Source organism: Rhodopseudomonas sp. NSM (assembly GCF_052445935.1).
GTDB lineage: Bacteria > Pseudomonadota > Alphaproteobacteria > Rhizobiales > Xanthobacteraceae > Rhodopseudomonas.
On sequence record NZ_JBQTCH010000002.1, the window covers coordinates 301,227 to 317,453 of the forward strand.

Annotated in this window: 12 protein-coding genes and 1 tRNA gene; 5 read left to right on the forward strand and 8 right to left on the reverse strand. The window is 65.7% G+C overall.

The window, feature by feature from the left end:
* Positions 1-87: 87 nt before the first annotated feature.
* The 5 genes from lon to ACTZWT_RS05725 all read right to left on the reverse strand — a co-directional run bounded on the left by lon (position 88) and on the right by ACTZWT_RS05725 (position 7,052).
* Positions 88-2,526, reverse strand: coding sequence for an endopeptidase La (lon, locus tag ACTZWT_RS05705; RefSeq protein ID WP_444768733.1), 2,439 nt, complete (start codon positions 2,524-2,526; stop codon positions 88-90).
* Between the two features lie 329 nt (positions 2,527-2,855).
* Complete coding sequence (gene clpX / locus ACTZWT_RS05710) at positions 2,856-4,130, reverse strand: ATP-dependent Clp protease ATP-binding subunit ClpX (protein WP_444768734.1); 1,275 nt, start codon at positions 4,128-4,130, stop codon at positions 2,856-2,858.
* A 383-nt stretch (positions 4,131-4,513) separates the two neighbouring features.
* Positions 4,514-5,152, reverse strand: coding sequence for an ATP-dependent Clp protease proteolytic subunit (locus ACTZWT_RS05715; RefSeq protein ID WP_444768735.1), 639 nt, complete (start codon positions 5,150-5,152; stop codon positions 4,514-4,516).
* Between the two features lie 305 nt (positions 5,153-5,457).
* Positions 5,458-6,816, reverse strand: coding sequence for a trigger factor (gene tig / locus ACTZWT_RS05720; protein WP_444768736.1), 1,359 nt, complete (start codon positions 6,814-6,816; stop codon positions 5,458-5,460).
* A 151-nt stretch (positions 6,817-6,967) separates the two neighbouring features.
* Positions 6,968-7,052 (reverse strand) — tRNA-Leu (locus tag ACTZWT_RS05725).
* Between the two features lie 149 nt (positions 7,053-7,201).
* Here ACTZWT_RS05725 and ACTZWT_RS05730 point away from each other — a divergent pair.
* Positions 7,202-8,530: a multicopper oxidase family protein gene (locus ACTZWT_RS05730; protein WP_444768737.1), complete on the forward strand. Its 1,329-nt coding sequence runs from the start codon at positions 7,202-7,204 to the stop codon at positions 8,528-8,530.
* 48 nt (positions 8,531-8,578) lie between these two features.
* On the opposite strand, the gene ACTZWT_RS05735 is transcribed toward ACTZWT_RS05730, so the two are convergent.
* Entirely contained in the window at positions 8,579-10,078 is a 1,500-nt protein-coding gene (locus ACTZWT_RS05735) for an NAD(P)H-hydrate dehydratase (RefSeq protein ID WP_444768738.1), read from the reverse strand.
* Between the two features lie 413 nt (positions 10,079-10,491).
* On the opposite strand from ACTZWT_RS05735, the gene ACTZWT_RS05740 reads away from it, so the two are divergent.
* From ACTZWT_RS05740 to ACTZWT_RS05755, 4 genes are all read left to right on the forward strand, one after another.
* Positions 10,492-10,830 (forward strand): P-II family nitrogen regulator, encoded by a 339-nt coding sequence (locus ACTZWT_RS05740; RefSeq protein WP_011441447.1) that lies wholly within the window; start codon positions 10,492-10,494, stop codon positions 10,828-10,830.
* A 110-nt stretch (positions 10,831-10,940) separates the two neighbouring features.
* Positions 10,941-12,350 (forward strand): type I glutamate--ammonia ligase, encoded by a 1,410-nt coding sequence (gene glnA, locus ACTZWT_RS05745; RefSeq protein ID WP_444768739.1) that lies wholly within the window; start codon positions 10,941-10,943, stop codon positions 12,348-12,350.
* A gap of 215 nt (positions 12,351-12,565) precedes the next feature.
* Positions 12,566-12,820, forward strand: a complete 255-nt coding sequence (locus tag ACTZWT_RS05750) for a hypothetical protein (protein ID WP_444768740.1) — start codon at positions 12,566-12,568, stop codon at positions 12,818-12,820.
* Positions 12,821-12,837: 17 nt separating this feature from the next.
* Entirely contained in the window at positions 12,838-13,446 is a 609-nt protein-coding gene (locus tag ACTZWT_RS05755; RefSeq protein WP_444768741.1) for a hypothetical protein, read from the forward strand.
* Positions 13,447-13,982: 536 nt separating this feature from the next.
* Here ACTZWT_RS05755 and ACTZWT_RS05760 read toward each other — a convergent pair.
* Both ACTZWT_RS05760 and ACTZWT_RS05765 read right to left on the reverse strand, forming a co-directional pair.
* Positions 13,983-14,678 (reverse strand): hypothetical protein, encoded by a 696-nt coding sequence (locus ACTZWT_RS05760; RefSeq protein ID WP_444768742.1) that lies wholly within the window; start codon positions 14,676-14,678, stop codon positions 13,983-13,985.
* A 105-nt stretch (positions 14,679-14,783) separates the two neighbouring features.
* On the reverse strand, positions 14,784-16,208 hold the full coding sequence (locus ACTZWT_RS05765; protein ID WP_444768743.1) for an amidase: 1,425 nt from the start codon (positions 16,206-16,208) through the stop codon (positions 14,784-14,786).
* Positions 16,209-16,227 lie beyond the last annotated feature (19 nt).

Genomic DNA, 16,227 nt, shown 5'->3' on the forward strand with positions numbered 1-16,227 from the left:
CGGCTTCTGGCGATGGCCGATTCGCTCGCCCCCAAACGCAAACGGCGCCCCGAAGGGCGCCGCTGAAGTTGGTATTGGATCTTCCGCTCAGTGGGCGGTGAGTCCGCCGGCGGCTTCGTCGGCCTCCGAGGTCTCCGGCTTGCCGGGGATCTTGGCGGCGGTTTCCTCTTCCCACACGATCGGCACTGGAGCGCGGACCAGCGCGTTGGCGATGACCTCGTCCATCCGGGCGACCGGGATGATGTTGAGGCCGCCCTTGATCGCGTCCGAGATCTCGGTGAGGTCCTTGGCGTTGTCCTCGGGGATCAGCACCGTCTTGATGCCGCCTCGGGCCGCCGCCAGCAACTTCTCCTTCAGACCGCCGATCGGCAGCACCCTGCCGCGCAGCGTGATCTCGCCGGTCATGGCGATGTCGCGCCGGATCGGAATGCCCGTGAGCACCGAGACGATGGTGGTCGCCATCGCCACGCCGGCCGACGGGCCGTCCTTCGGGGTCGCCCCCTCCGGCACGTGGACGTGGATGTCGCGCCGCTCGAAGAACGGCGGCTCGATCCCGAAGGTGATCGCGCGCGAGCGGACGTAGGACGCCGCCGCCGAGATCGATTCCTTCATCACGTCGCGCAGATTGCCGGTGACCGTCATCCGGCCCTTGCCCGGCATCATCACGCTTTCGATCGTCAGCAGCTCGCCGCCGACGTCGGTCCACGCCAGCCCGGTGACCACACCGACCTGATCTTCCAGCTCGATCTCGCCGAACCGGAATTTCGGCACGCCGAGATATTCCTCGATCGCCTTCTCGGTGACCTTCACGGACTTCTTCTTCGAGAGCATCAGGTCCTTGACCGCCTTGCGGGCGAGCGTGGACAGTTCGCGCTCGAGATTACGCACGCCCGCCTCGCGGGTGTAGCGCCGGATCATCAGGAGCAGCGCGTCGTCGTCGATCGACCACTCCTTGGAATCCAGGCCGTGCTTGGTCAGCGCCAGCGGGATCAGATGCTTGCGCGCGATCTCGACCTTCTCGTTCTCGGTGTAGCCCGCGATCCGGATGATCTCCATGCGGTCCATCAGCGGCCCCGGGATGTTCAGGGTGTTCGCCGTGGTGATGAACATCACGTTGGACAGATCGTAGTCGACCTCGAGATAGTGGTCGTTGAAGGTCGAGTTCTGCTCCGGGTCGAGCACCTCGAGCAGGGCCGAGGACGGATCGCCGCGGAAATCGGCGCCCATCTTGTCGATCTCGTCCAGCAGGAACAGCGGGTTCGAGGTCTTGGCCTTGCGCATCGACTGGATGATCTTGCCGGGCATCGAGCCGATATAGGTGCGGCGGTGACCGCGGATCTCGGCCTCGTCACGCACGCCGCCGAGCGACACCCGCACGAATTCGCGGCCGGTCGCCTTGGCGATCGACTTGCCGAGCGAGGTCTTGCCGACGCCGGGCGGGCCGACCAGGCACAGGATCGGGCCCGACAGCTTGTTGGCGCGCGACTGCACGGCGAGATACTCGACGATCCGCTCCTTGACCTTCTCCAGCCCGTAGTGATCGGAATCGAGCGTGGCCTGCGCCGCCTCGAGGTCCTTCTTCACCTTGGACTTCTTGTTCCACGGGATCGACAGCAGCCAGTCGAGATAGTTGCGCACGACGGTCGCTTCCGCGGACATCGGCGACATCTGGCGCAGCTTCTTCAGCTCGTGCTGCGCCTTCTCGCGGGCTTCCTTCGACAGCTTGGTCTTGGCGATCTTCTCTTCGAGATCGGCGAGTTCGTCCCGGCCCTCGTCGTCGCCGAGCTCCTTCTGGATCGCCTTCATCTGCTCGTTGAGATAGTACTCGCGCTGGGTCTTCTCCATCTGGCGCTTGACGCGCGAGCGGATGCGCTTCTCGACCTGCAGCACCGAGATCTCGCTCTCCATCAGGCCGAGCACCTTCTCCAGGCGCGCGGTGACGGACAGCGTCTCCAGGATGCCCTGGCGGTCGGCGATCTTGACGGCGAGATGCGAGGCGACGGTGTCGCCGAGCTTGGCGAAGTCGGTGATCGACTGCACCACGCCGACGACTTCGGCGGAGATCTTCTTGTTGAGCTTCACGTAGCTCTCGAAATCGGACACTACCGAACGCGACAGGGCTTCCGCCTCGACGCTGGTGGCGTCGGTATCGGCGATCGACTGGGCCTGCGCCTCGTAGTACTCGGTGCGATCGGTGTAGCTCTCGACCTTGGCGCGCGCCAGGCCTTCGACCAGCACCTTGACGGTCCCGTCCGGCAGCTTCAGCAGCTGAAGCACGCTGGCGAGCGTGCCGATCTCGTAGATCGAGTCCGGCGCCGGATCGTCATCCGACGCATTCTTCTGCGTCGCGAGCATGATCAGCGCGTCGTTCTTCATCACCTCTTCGAGCGCGCGGATCGATTTCTCGCGGCCGACGAACAGCGGCACGATCATGTGCGGGAAAACGACAATGTCGCGCAGCGGAAGAACTGGGTAGGAGTGGCTTTCGCCGAAAACGATGGTCGGCCTTGGTTTCGTGGCGGTCATGGCCCGTTCCTTTTCGTTGTGCCCCCTTGCCCGTGGCCCGCCCCCCCGGCGCAGCCACCACAAGGTGCCGAGTGTACCGGCGCGCTTCGGCCGGTCAGGCCCCACTCGTCCGGATTTGAAGGCGAATCCTGACAACGCTTGTCATCGCCGTGAACATTAGGTGGCTATCCACCGGGGGGGTGTCAAGTCGTGGAAAAGGCGTTGCTTTGTCAGGCATGCGCGGGCGGATGCCGAGTCGGGAGCGCAGACGAAACCGGGCTGCCGAGAGGTCTCGGCAGCCCGATATTGAAGGACCCTTCGCGCGGACTTCCGCGTGCGGTCGCTGGCCATCAGGCGCTGGCGCTGCTCTCCGCCGCGCGATCGGCGCGGTCGGCATAGATGTAGAGCGGACGCGCCGTGCCGTCGACGACCTCGCGCGAGATCACGACTTCCTCGACGCCTTCGAGGCCCGGCAGATCGAACATCGTCTCGAGCAGGATGCTCTCCAGGATCGACCGCAGCCCGCGGGCGCCGGTCTTGCGCTCGATCGCCTTGCGGGCCACCGCGCCCAGTGCCTCGTCGGCGAAGGTGAGTTCGATGTTCTCCATCTCGAACAGCCGCTGATACTGCTTGACCAGCGCGTTCTTCGGGTCGGTCAGGATCTTCTTCAGCGAGGCCTCGTCGAGATCCTCGAGCGTCGCCACGACGGGCAGACGGCCGACGAATTCCGGGATCAGGCCGTATTTCAGCAGATCCTCGGGCTCGACGTGACGGAAGATTTCGCCGGTGCGGCGGTCTTCAGGGGCGAGCACCTGCGCCGCGAAGCCGATCGAAGTCGACCGGCCGCGTGCCGAGATGATCTTTTCCAGGCCCGCAAAGGCGCCACCGCAGATGAACAGGATGTTGGTGGTGTCGACCTGCAGGAACTCCTGCTGCGGATGCTTGCGGCCGCCCTGCGGCGGCACCGAGGCCACCGTGCCTTCCATGATCTTCAGCAGCGCCTGCTGGACGCCCTCGCCCGACACGTCGCGGGTGATCGAGGGATTGTCCGACTTGCGCGAGATCTTGTCGATCTCGTCGATATAGACGATGCCGCGCTGCGCCCGCTCGACGTTGTAGTCGGCGGATTGCAGCAGCTTCAGGATGATGTTCTCGACGTCCTCGCCGACATAGCCGGCTTCGGTCAGCGTCGTCGCATCCGCCATGGTGAACGGCACGTCGAGAATCCGCGCCAGCGTCTGCGCCAGCAGCGTCTTGCCGGAGCCGGTCGGGCCGATCAGCAGGATGTTCGACTTCGCCAGTTCGACGTCGTTATGCTTGGTCTGGTGATTGAGCCGCTTGTAGTGGTTGTGGACCGCGACCGAGAGCACCTTCTTCGCATGGTTCTGGCCGATCACGTAATCGTCGAGGACCTTGCAGATTTCCTTCGGGGTCGGGATGCCGTCGCGCGACTTCACCAGCGAGGATTTGTTCTCCTCCCGGATGATGTCCATGCACAGTTCCACGCACTCATCACAGATGAATACCGTGGGGCCGGCGATCAGCTTGCGGACCTCGTGCTGGCTCTTTCCGCAGAACGAGCAGTACAGGGTGTTCTTGGAGTCGCTCGTACCGACCTTACTCATTTCGTTCTCCGTCCGCAGTTCGGCCGTCTCTGGTGACCTCGTCCGCCGGCTGGACCCGGCAGATTTGGTATAAATGGAGCAAATCCCATACCAGAAAAGACCCCCGCACTTCTGTGGCCGCACCAATCGCGACCGTTTCGAATCCCCCAAACACTTTCGTCGATCAGGTTCAGCCAACCATGCTGGCACCCGTCTATCAAGATTTCGCTAATCGGCAGCACGCTCAGGCGCGTGACAATAGCGTGATTTGCAGCGTGCGCGCGACCCCGCATTCCTGAAAACAGGGCAGAGTTGCGCGTTTGTCACGCGGACCAGGGACGAAAGCGGAACATCGAGGCTGTCCCTGAAGGTTTCACGAGGCTGGACCCGACCGGCAACCGCGATCAGGACACCTTCGGACCGGGCGCCGACTCCTCGGCACGCTTGTCGATCACCTTGTCGACGATGCCGAAGTCGCGCGCCATATCGGCGGTCAGGAACTTGTCGCGCTCCAGAGCGTCCTCGATCGCCTTGTAGGTCTGGCCGGTGTGATGCACGTAGATCTCGTTCAGCCGCTTCTTCAGGTTCAGGATTTCCTGGGCGTGCAGCATGATGTCGGTGGCCTGGCCCTGGAAGCCGCCGGAGGGCTGGTGCACCATGATCCGGGCGTTCGGCAGCGAGAACCGCATGTCCTTGTGGCCGGCGGCGAGCAGCAGCGACCCCATCGAGGCCGCCTGGCCGGTGCACAGCGTCGAGACCGGCGGGCGGATGAACTGCATGGTGTCGTAGATCGCCAGGCCCGACGTCACCACGCCGCCCGGCGAGTTGATGTACATCGAGATTTCCTTCTTCGGATTCTCGGCTTCGAGGAACAGCAGCTGGGCGACGACCAGCGTCGACATGCCGTCCTCGACCGGTCCGGTCATGAAGATGATCCGCTCTTTCAGGAGGCGCGAGAAGATGTCGTAGGCCCGTTCGCCGCGGTTGGTCTGCTCGACCACCATCGGCACGAGGTTCATGTAGGTTTCCACCGGATCGCGCATAATTCACCTGAGGGTTGTCGAAGACGACGCTCGCGGGCCCGAAACACAGGCCTCGCAGCGAGCGATCGTCCCGTGATGCAGGACGTGAAGCGAGTGCTCAGATATGGGCCGATTGCGCGGCGACAAGGGCGAGCCCCGTTTCTGAGCCGAGTTGATACTGATTCGGCAGGCGACGGCAAAACCGGCGGCACGATCCGCGGCCGATTCACCGCGGTTTTGCCGGGCATCGTTAACGCCGCCTCACGACGCGAAACGGCCGCCGTGACGGGTGGTCACGGCGGCCGCTGGAATAGCTATAGACTGGCTCAGGCGGCGGTCTTGTCGTCGTCGTCCTTGTAGAGCTCCTCGCGGCTGACCGGCTTCTCGGTCACGGTGGCGAGCTCGAGGATGAAGTCGACCACCTTGTCCTCGTAGATCGGGGCGCGGAGCTGGGCCAGCGCCTCGTTGTTGCTGCGGTAGAAGTCCCAGACCTCCTTCTCGCGGCCGGGCATCTGCCGGGCGCGCTCGATCACGGCGCGGCTGACCTCGTCGTCGGTGACCTGGATCTTGTTCTTCTCGCCGATCTCGGACAGCACCAGGCCGAGACGGACGCGGCGGTCGGCGATCTTGCGATATTCCTCGCGCGCCGCCTCCTCCGTCGTGTCCTCGTCGGCGAAGCTCTTGCCGTTCTGCTGCATCTCGGCGTTGATCGACTGCCACATCACGGCGAATTCCTGATCCACCAGCGAGGGCGGTGCGTCGAATTTGTGGGTCTCGTCGAGCCGATCGAGCAGCTGGCGCTTGACCCGCAGCCGGGTGGCGCCGGCATATTCGGCGGCGAGGCGCGCCTTGGCGGCTTCCTTCAGCTTGTCGAGCGATTCCAGGCCGAGCGTCTTGGCGAATTCGTCGTCGATGGTGACGTCCTGCGGCGCCTCGACCTTGGTGGCCGTGGTCTCGAACTCGGCCGGCTTGCCGGCCAGCGTCTCGCTGGCGTAATTGGCCGGGAACGACACCTTGATGGTGCGGGTCTCGCCGACGCCGATGCCGATCAGCTGATCCTCGAAACCCGGGATGAAGCTGTTCGAGCCGATCACCACCGGGATGTCCTCGCCGGTGCCGCCGTCGAACGCGACGCCGTCGATCGTGCCCTTGAACGACACCGTGACGCGGTCGCCGGTCTCGGCCTTGGCGCCTTCGGCCTTCTCGGCATAAGCGCGGTTGGCCTCGGCGATCCGCTTGATCGCGTCGTCGACGTCGGAATCGGCAACTTCGACCACCGGCTTCTCGACCGAGAAGCTCTTGAAGTCGGCGAGTTCGATCGTCGGCACCACTTCGACCGCGACGGTGTAATTCAGGTCCGACTTGCCGGCGAGGATGTCCTCGACCACCTGCTGGTCCTGCGGCATCGTGATCTTCGGCTCGGTGGCGAGGCGGAAGCCGCGCTCGGCGAAGATGCCGTCATTGGTCTCGCGGACCAGCTTGTCGATGGTCTCGGCGGCGACCGAGCGGCCATAGACCCGCTTGAGATGGCTGATCGGGACCTTGCCGGGACGGAAGCCATTGAGCTTCACCTTGTCCTTCAGGTCGACCAGACGCGCATCGACCTGGGCGTCGATGTCCGCGGCCGGGACATTGACTTCGAATTCGCGCTTCAACCCGTCGGCGACGGTTTCCTTGACCTGCATGGCGTCGATCTTCTTCCGTGTGACCCAGCCGGGCGGCTGGAGGTGTCGAGTGTTGCGATGCGCGGCGTCTCGCCTGCACCGGTGGCTTGGCGGGCGCGTGTCCCTGCGGACCCGGCTCGCCGGAAATGCGTCATGAGCAGCAGCACTTGCGTGGTGCGGGCGGAGGGACTCGAACCCCCACAACTTTCGTCACTGGAACCTAAATCCAGCGCGTCTACCAATTCCGCCACGCCCGCGAAGAGCATCATGTCCGGCCGCGATGCCGCGGGCGGCGGGCTTATAACATGACATATAGGTTGTGCATCAAGAAAATCCCGCTGCATTGCGGCTTCCGCGGCGGCCCGCCGCAGTGGACAGCACGCCCCGAACATGGTCCGCATCGACGATGACCAACGCCCCCTTCCCGCTGTCGCGCCGCACCCTTCTCGCCGGTCTCGGCGGCGCCGCGCTCGCCGGCCTGCCGCTGCCGGGGTCCGCTCAGACCGCTGCGCCGCGCAAGGCGCTGACGCTGCGCGCGACGATCGGCAGCGCCGTCCTGAAAGCCGGCGGCGAGCCGGTGGCGCGGCCGATGCTGGCGCTCGCGGAAGCCGTCGTGCTGCGGCGCGGCGACGAGGTGGCGGTGCGATTCGAGAACCGGCTGGCGCAGCCGGCGCTGCTCGGCTGGCGCGGCATCGATGGCGTCGCCGCCGCCGAACCGCTGGTCGGCCGGCAGCCGGTGCCGCCCGGTGGCAACGACGGCTTCATCGTGCCGCTGCGGTCGGCCGGCACCCTGCTCGTCGACCTCCGGCTCGCCGCCGACGGCGGTCCGGCGCCGATGCCGGCGCTGCCGCTGGTGGTGCAGGAGACCAGCCCGCCGCAGGTCGACGGCGACGAGGTCGTGCTGATCGAGGATGCAAGGCTTGGCAGCGACGGCCGGCCGCTCGCCGCCGGAACCGACTCCGGCGATGCGCCCTGGCTCTACACCATCAACGGCAAGCCGACAGCCGAGATCGTACTGCGCCCCAATGGCCGGTTCAGGCTCCGCTTCATCAACGCCTGCCAGCGCAATGTCATTGCTTTGAGAATCGACGATCACGACGTCCGGGTGATCGCCCTCGACAGCCAGCCGGCCGAACCCTTCCTGGCGCGCAACGGCACGCTGGTGCTGGCGCCCGGCACCCGCGTCGACGTGCTGCTCGATGCCACAAGGCCGCCGGGCACGACCTCGGCGATCACGCTGCTCGACGGCGGCAAGCCGACGCCTATCGCGAGACTTGTCACGTCGAGCGAGCCGGCGCTGCGCCCCGCGCCGCTGCCGCCATCCGCGCCGCTGCCCGACAACGGCCTGCCGGCGCAGCTCCCGCTCGCCTCCGCGCTGCGGGTCGAGTTACCGCTCGGCGCGCTGACGTCGGCGCAACTCGACTGGTTTGCGCCCGGCAAATTCACACCCGCCGCCGGCCCCGCCTTCCAGGTCAAGCGCGGCCGCACCGTGGTGCTGGCGCTGGTCAACCGCGCGACGATGCCGATGATCTTTCATCTGCACGGCCATCATTTCCGGCTGCTCGACCGGCTTGACGACGGCTGGAAGCCGTTCTGGCTGGACACGCTGGCGATCGACGCCGGCCAGACCCAGCGCATCGCCTTCGCGGCCGAGTATCCGGGCCTGTGGCTGATGGAAGCCTTCGCCGCGAAATGGTCAGCGCCGCGGCTGCTGCGCAGTTATGTCGTCACCTGAGCTGCGAGACCCAAGCCTCTCCGACTCCACGGTTTCGTGGAACCGGCCTCAGTATTCGATCCCGAGTTCGTCATACACCCGCCGGGTCACGGCCGGCAGCGTCTCGGTCAGGTCTTCGGCGATCAGGCCGGGCCCGGCCTCGCAGGCGGCCTCGCCGTGCATCCACACCCCGATGCAGGCCGCCTCGAACGCCGCCACCCGCTGCGCCAGCAGCCCGGTAATGATGCCGGTCAGCACGTCGCCGGCGCCGGCGGTCGCCAGCCATGGCGGCGCGTTGAACGCGATCGCGGCGCGGCCATCCGGCGACGCCACCACCGTGTCCGGCCCCTTGAGCAGCACCACGGCCCCGGAACGTTGCGCCGCTACGCGGACACGTTCGAGTTTCGAGCGAAGTGGATTTTTGTTGCTCATATCACTGAAGAGTCGTGGAAATTCGCCTTCGTGCGGTGTGAGGATAACCTGTGGATTAGCGCCGGATTTGATCGCCTCGAACAGCGTCTCGGGACTGCCCGCAAAGGCCGTCAGCGCGTCGGCGTCGAGCACCGCGCCGGCGCCCGCGGCCAACGCCGCCAGCACATTGCCGCGGGTGCGGTCGTCGACGCCCGCGCCCGGCCCGATACCGACGGCGTTGAAGCGCCGGTCGGCCAGCATCTCGCCCAGTTCCTGCGGCGTGTCGACCGCCCGGACCATCACCGCGGTCAGCGCCGTCGCGTTCACCGCCAGCGCATCGCGCGGAGACGCCAGCGTCACCAGCCCCGCCCCGGCCCGCAGCGCGCCGCGCGCGGCAAGCCGCGCCGCCCCGGTCTGCGACATTTCGCCGGAGATCACCACCGCATGGCCGCGGCCGTATTTGTGGCCGTCGGCGCGCGGCACCGGAAAATGCGGCAGCCACAGATCCGGATCGTTCTCGAAGGCCTGCGGCTTGATCTCGTCGAGCACCGCGGGGTCGATGCCGATATCGGCGACCTTCAGCTTGCCGCAATACAGCCGCCCCGGCACCAGCAGATGCCCCGGCTTGCGGCGGAAGAACGTCACCGTCTCGCGCGCCTTGATCGCCGCGCCCAGCACCGCGCCGCTGGCGCCGTTGATGCCGCTCGGCAGATCGACCGCCAGCACCGGCACGCCGGTGGCGTTGACCGCCTCGATCATCTCCAGCGCCTGATCCTTCACCGGACGGTTGAGCCCCGAGCCGAACAGCGCGTCGATGATCAGCGACGGCGTCCCGATCGACTGCGGCAGGAACGGCAGCAGCGGCCCCTTCCATTCCCGCGCCGCCAGCGCGGCGTCGCCCTTCAGCGCGTCGCGCTCGCCGAGCAGCATGACGTGGACGGTGCGGCCGAGCGCCACCAGCTCGGTGGCCGCGATCAGGCCGTCGCCGCCATTGTTGCCGGGACCGGCGATCACCAGGATCGGCCCGGTCTCGGCCAGTTCGATCGCAGCCTGCGCGACGTGCCTGCCGGCATGCAGCATCAATGCAAAGCCGGACGATCCCCATGCGATCGTCAGCAGGTCCGCGCGGTCCATTTCAGCGGGCGTCAACAGCTCCATGCCCAATTCCCAGTACTCTCGCCTCAGTCGGAGGCAGCAGACGCCGAATGCGCCCACGATCGCCTCATCGTCTGCACATATAATAAGCTGATCGCCTGATCATTAGTCAGACACGACGAGCGCAGGTCTCGAAAGTCTACGCGGACGCGCTCTTAATAATCTGATAACGCTCCATAATCAGCCATCTTGGCAACTTGGCATGGACCCTGCTTTTACGGAAGCCATGTTTCGATCCCCCGCGCTCGCCGGTCTCGGCGGGGTCTGCGCGCGACCGTCTCCGGTTTTCAGGCATGTCCGGACCGCAGACGGAGCTGCTCACCCATTCGGCCCGCGGTGTCATCGATCCACTGCGCAGCGCAGCGCAATCTGTCATACAACTGCCGAGTCACGTTGGAAGTCCGGGGAGAGTCTAAGTGAAGAAGATCGAAGCCATCATCAAGCCGTTCAAGCTCGACGAGGTCAAGGAAGCGCTTCAGGAAGTCGGATTGCAGGGTATCACCGTCACCGAGGCCAAGGGCTTCGGCCGGCAGAAGGGCCACGCGGAGCTGTATCGCGGCGCGGAATACATCGTGGACTTCCTCCCGAAAGTCAAAATCGAGATCGTGATCGGCGACGACCTGGTCGAGAAGGCCATCGACGCGATCCGCCGCGCCGCCCAGACCGGCCGTATCGGCGACGGCAAGATCTTCGTCTCCAATATCGAAGAAGCCATCCGCATCAGGACGGGCGAATCCGGACTGGACGCCATCTGATCCACCGGCCTATCACCTTCAGCCTGATCGCATCACCTCGCGGCCGCGTGCGGCCGCAATCGCACGACCACCTTCAGCATTTACGACGACCTTAAGCACAAGGGGTACTCATGACGACCGCCAAAGAAGTCCTGAAATCCATCAAGGACAACGACGTCAAATACGTCGATCTTCGTTTCACCGACCCGCGCGGCAAGTGGCAGCACGTCACTTTCGACGTCAGCATGATCGACGAGGACATCTTCGCCGAGGGCACGATGTTCGACGGCTCCTCGATCGCCGGCTGGAAGGCGATCAACGAGTCCGACATGATGCTGATGCTCGATCCGACGACCGCGGTCATCGACCCGTTCTTCGCCGAGACCACCATGGTCATCACCTGCGACATCCTCGAGCCGTCGACCGGTGAGCCCTACAACCGCGACCCGCGCGGCATCGCCAAGAAGGCCGAGGCCCAGGTCAAGGCGATGGGAGTCGGCGACTCGGTGTTCGTCGGCCCGGAAGCCGAGTTCTTCGTGTTCGACGACGTGCGCTATTCGTCGAGCCCGTACAACACCGGCTTCAAGCTGGATTCGTCGGAACTGCCGACCAACTCCGACACCGAATATGAGGGCGGCAATCTCGGCCACCGCATCCGCACCAAGGCCGGCTACTTCCCGGTCCCGCCGCAGGATTCGGTGCAGGACATGCGCTCGGAGATGCTCGGCGCGATGGCGCGGATGGGCGTCAAGGTCGAGAAGCATCACCACGAGGTCGCTTCCGCCCAGCACGAGCTCGGCATGAAGTTCGACACCCTCACCCACATGGCCGACCAGATGCAGATCTACAAATACTGCATCCATCAGGTCGCCCACATCTACGGCAAGACCGCGACCTTCATGCCGAAGCCGGTGTTCGGCGACAACGGCTCGGGCATGCACGTGCATCAGTCGATCTGGAAGGACGGCAAGCCGGTGTTCGCCGGCAACAAGTACGCCGACCTGTCGGAGACCTGCCTGCACTACATCGGCGGCATCATCACCCACGCCAAGGCGATCAACGCCTTCACCAACCCGTCGACCAACTCCTACAAGCGTCTGGTCCCGGGCTACGAAGCCCCGGTGCTGCTGGCCTATTCGGCCCGCAACCGTTCGGCCTCCTGCCGCATCCCCTACACCACCTCGCCGAAGGCCAAGCGCGTCGAAGTCCGCTTCCCGGATCCGATGGCCAACCCCTATCTCGCCTTCGCGGCGATGCTGATGGCCGGCCTCGACGGCATCAAGAACAAGATCGATCCGGGTCCGGCGATGGACAAGGACCTCTACGACCTGCCGAAGGAAGAGCTGAAGTCGATCCCGACCGTCTGCGGTTCGCTCCGCGAGGCGCTCGAGAACCTCGACAAGGACCGCGCTTTCCTCAAGGCCGGCGGCGTCTTCGACGACGACTTCATCGACGCCTATATCGAACTGAAGATGACCGAAGTGATGCGCTTCGAAATGACGCCGCACCCGGTCGAGTTCGACATGTACTACTCGCAGTAAGCCGTCTTCGCGGCCCGCGCCGCGAACGGCCTTTCGATGACGGATCAGGCGCCCCGGCAACGGGGCGCCTTTTTTCGTCGGGCGTCGGCACGCGTTGCGTCGGCGCGGCGGAGGATGGCAGCGATGGCGGAGCGCCGGCCGCTTGCGGCGGTCTGGCGATTGGCCATTGATCCAGATCAAGGCTCCTTCATTCGAAGGCATAAGATGCTTCAAAGGTGCCGACCGATGAAGGCCCGACTATCCGCGTCGTCATCGTGCCCGGCTCGATCGCCTGTTTCCGGACGTTGCGCAACGTCATGCTCAGTTCACTCGGCTGGGACAAGCTCGATGCCGAACCACGGGCACGGCTCGATACGGCGATCCGACAGTTCGCCCTCGCCCAGTTGCTCGGCCCGCGGCCGACCGACCGGGCCATTCCGCGGCACGCCTCTCACTCCCTCGCCGAGGGTGGACATCCGCCTTCGGCGTAACCTCGAAAGGACATCCGATGCCGACGACAGAATTCACCCAGGCCTACCTCGAATGGGCCAAACAGAAGCTCGCGGAAACGACCGCGACCCTCGCCAAGCTCGATGAAGCCGCCGCCAAACTCGGCGACGAGGCCAGCGCCAGGGCGAAGCTGGCCCTCGACCAGTTCCGCAGCGCCCGTGACAGCTTCCAGACCAAGGTCGACACGCTGCAGGCCGACCTCAGCGCGTCCAAGAAGGACGCCGAGGCCGCGACCGCGGCAGTCACCGCGCAGTGGACCGAAGTCGAACTGGCCTTCCAGCAATTCCTCAAGACGTCGGGAGATCAGGCCGGCCTCGTCAAGGACGCGCTGATGGCGCGCGCCGAAGCGCAACGCCAGTCGTTTCAGACTTCGATGCAATCGTTCCAGGCCAACGCCGCCGCCGCGGCAGAGCAAGGCCGCAAGGAAGTCGAGGCGGCGTTGCGGCAATGGGCCGAGGACACCGAAAAGACCCTGGGTCCGAAGCTCAACCAGCTCTCCGCCGCGGGCGATGAGACCTGGAGCGCGCTGAAGACCGGACTCAATGAAACCGCAGCGGTCTATGAGAAGACCTGGAGCAGGATCGCTCAGGCGTTCTCGAAGAGCTAACCGCCTCATCGATTGATTGGAGCGATCTAGCCCTTGCCAGATGCACTGCCCCTCATCCTGAGAGTCTGACTCAACATGAGAGCGACAAGTCAGGCACTTAAGTTCGTCATTGCGAGGAGCGAAGCGACGAAGCAATCCAGAAGGCCCCATACTCGGCGCCTCTGGATTGCTTCGCTTCGCTCGCAATGACGGGGATAGGGCGTTTGCGGCCTGCATTTCCAGTCAGGCTCTGAGGAGCCCGGCGAAGCCTCGCGTCTCGAAGGATGTGGCGACGCACCGCCCGCGGCCCATGGTCGAGACGGCGCTGCGCGCCTCCTCATCATGAGGTTGTGCCTGCGGCGAGGATCCCTGAACGACAGTGCTGATTCCATCGGAGACAGAACGGCTCCGAAGCGATCGCCGGCGGCACACGCTCGGATCACAAACAGCAAAGGCGCCCTTGCGGCGCCCTTGTTCTTTCGAACCGGTGCACCTGTGCAAAGCGTCCTTTCGGACCAGCGCAAAGCCGCGCCGATACGATGGCCGCGCACACCATCCTACAAGTCGCTGTCGTCGTCCTCGACACCGCGCTCCGACGGGCCGGAGACGATATCGTTGCGCAGGCGCTCGTAGCGGCGGCGGGTTCGACGCTCGCGGGTGTCGATGAAGCTGATCGCCTCGGCGCGCGACAGCGGGCCGGCGACGATCGGCTGCGACGTCGTGCCGATCGTCTCGTCGACGTAGTAACCGTCGTCTTCGCGGCGCACGCTCCATTTGAAGCGCAGCGCCTCCAGCGGTCCCGGGCCGTGGCGCGTCAAGGCGTCGAGGTCCTCGGGCCCTTGGTCGATCGCCACGCCGGCCGGCTCGGGCTCGTCGGGCGCCGACGTCATGGTGATCTCGACGACCTCCATGGTCTCGATCCGAACCGAGACGCCTTCCTCCGCCAAAGCGAGCGCGCGATCCATCGCATCGTGCTGCGCCGGCTCGCCGGCCGCCACATCGTCATCCGCGTCATCGCGGGGGGCGTCATTGCTGGGCGTGTCCTCGTGGGGCGTGTCGTCGGTCCCAATGAGGTCGGGCGCGGCATCGGTGTGCATCGCGCCGTCCTCCGCAGCGGTCTGCTGCTGAGCGGGGTCAGCAGAAGCGTCGTCGCCTTTTTCGCCATCGGCCTTGGCGTCCAGCTTCGGCGCCGGCTTCTCGAAGATGCTTGCGATTACCGCAAGCGTCTGATCGGTCGGATCGTTGCCAGTCACGTCGAAGTCCCCCTCAAATACATACGAAATGCCAGCCGCGGCGGCGCGTCAACGCCGACCTTGGTCGTTTTGTTTCTGAGAATGCTGGCGAAAAGCGGGACTAAATCAGGCGCAAACCGGCGGTCGCCGGTTTTTCCAGGGCCGCTGCTGCTCGAGCTGCGAAGCGAGACGCAACAGCGTCGCCTCGTCGCCGTACCGGCCCGCGAACATCATCCCGATCGGCAGGCCGCCCGCGGTCCATGCCAGCGGCACCGACATCGCCGGCTGGCCCGACATGTTGAACAGGCTGGTACCGGGGATGTAGCGCCGCAGCAGCGGGCTGATACCGGAGAGATCACTCGCCATGGTGTCGAGTTCGCCGATCCGCAGCGGCGGCAGGCACAGCGTCGGCGACAGAAAGACGTCGATGTCGGCGAAGAAGTCCGAGACGGTACGCGAGATCTGAAATGCGGCGAGCTGCGCGGCGCAATAATCGATGCCGCTGGCGCGGCCGGCATTGGCGGCGCTGGCCAGCGTCAGCGTTTCGAAATCGCGAACGGTCATGGCGCGGCCCATCGCCTGCTCGGCGAGCTTCACCGTCAGCCCGGTATTGCAGGCGACGATGGTGGCGATCACTTCGGCCGGGTCGGCCGGCAGCTTCGGCGCGCGTTGCTCGACGTGGTGGCCGAGACCTTCGAGCATCTTCGCGGTGTCGCGCACCGCGGCGGCGATCTCGGGATCGATCGCATCGCCATAGGTCGACTGATCGGTGAACGCGATCCGCAGCCGCCCCGGATCGCGGCCGACCTCCTGGGCGAACGGCCGCTCCGGCGGCGGCGCGACGTAAGGGCTCGACGGCTCGGGGCCGTGCAGCGCGTCGAGCATCGCGGCGCTGTCGCGGACGCTGATGCTGACGACGTGCCCACAGGCGAAGCCGCCCCAGCCCTCGCCGCGATCCGGCCCGATCGGGTTGCGCGCCCGCGTCGGCTTCAGCCCGAACACGCCGCAGCATGACGCCGGAATCCGGATCGAGCCGCCGCCGTCGCTGGCATGCGCCACGGGGAGAATCCGCGCCGCCACCGCCGCGGCGGCGCCACCCGACGACCCGCCGGAGGAGTGATCGAGATTCCACGGATTGCGCGTCGGCCCGTGCAGCCGCGATTCGGTGGTTGGCATCAGCCCGAATTCGGGGCTGGCGCTCTTGCCGAAGATCGTCACGCCCGACGCGAGAAAGCGGCCCGCCAGCGTGCCGCTGTGCGGCGCGACGAAATCCTTGTACAGGCTGGCGCCGAAGGTGGTGCGCGTGCCGGCGAGCAGGTCGAGATCCTTCAGGAGAAACGGCACGCCGGTGAACGGCCCGTCCGGCAGCCCCTTGTCGATCTGCGCCTTCGCGTAGTCGTCGTGCCGCACCACCACGGCGTTGAGCTTCGGATCGAGCGCCTCGGTCCGCGCGATCGCCTCATCGAGCAGTTCACCGGGCGTGACCTGCTTGCGACGCACCAGCTCGGCGAGACCCACAGCGTCATAATCGCCGTACTCTTTCAATGCCACGATGAGCCTCCCCAATTGT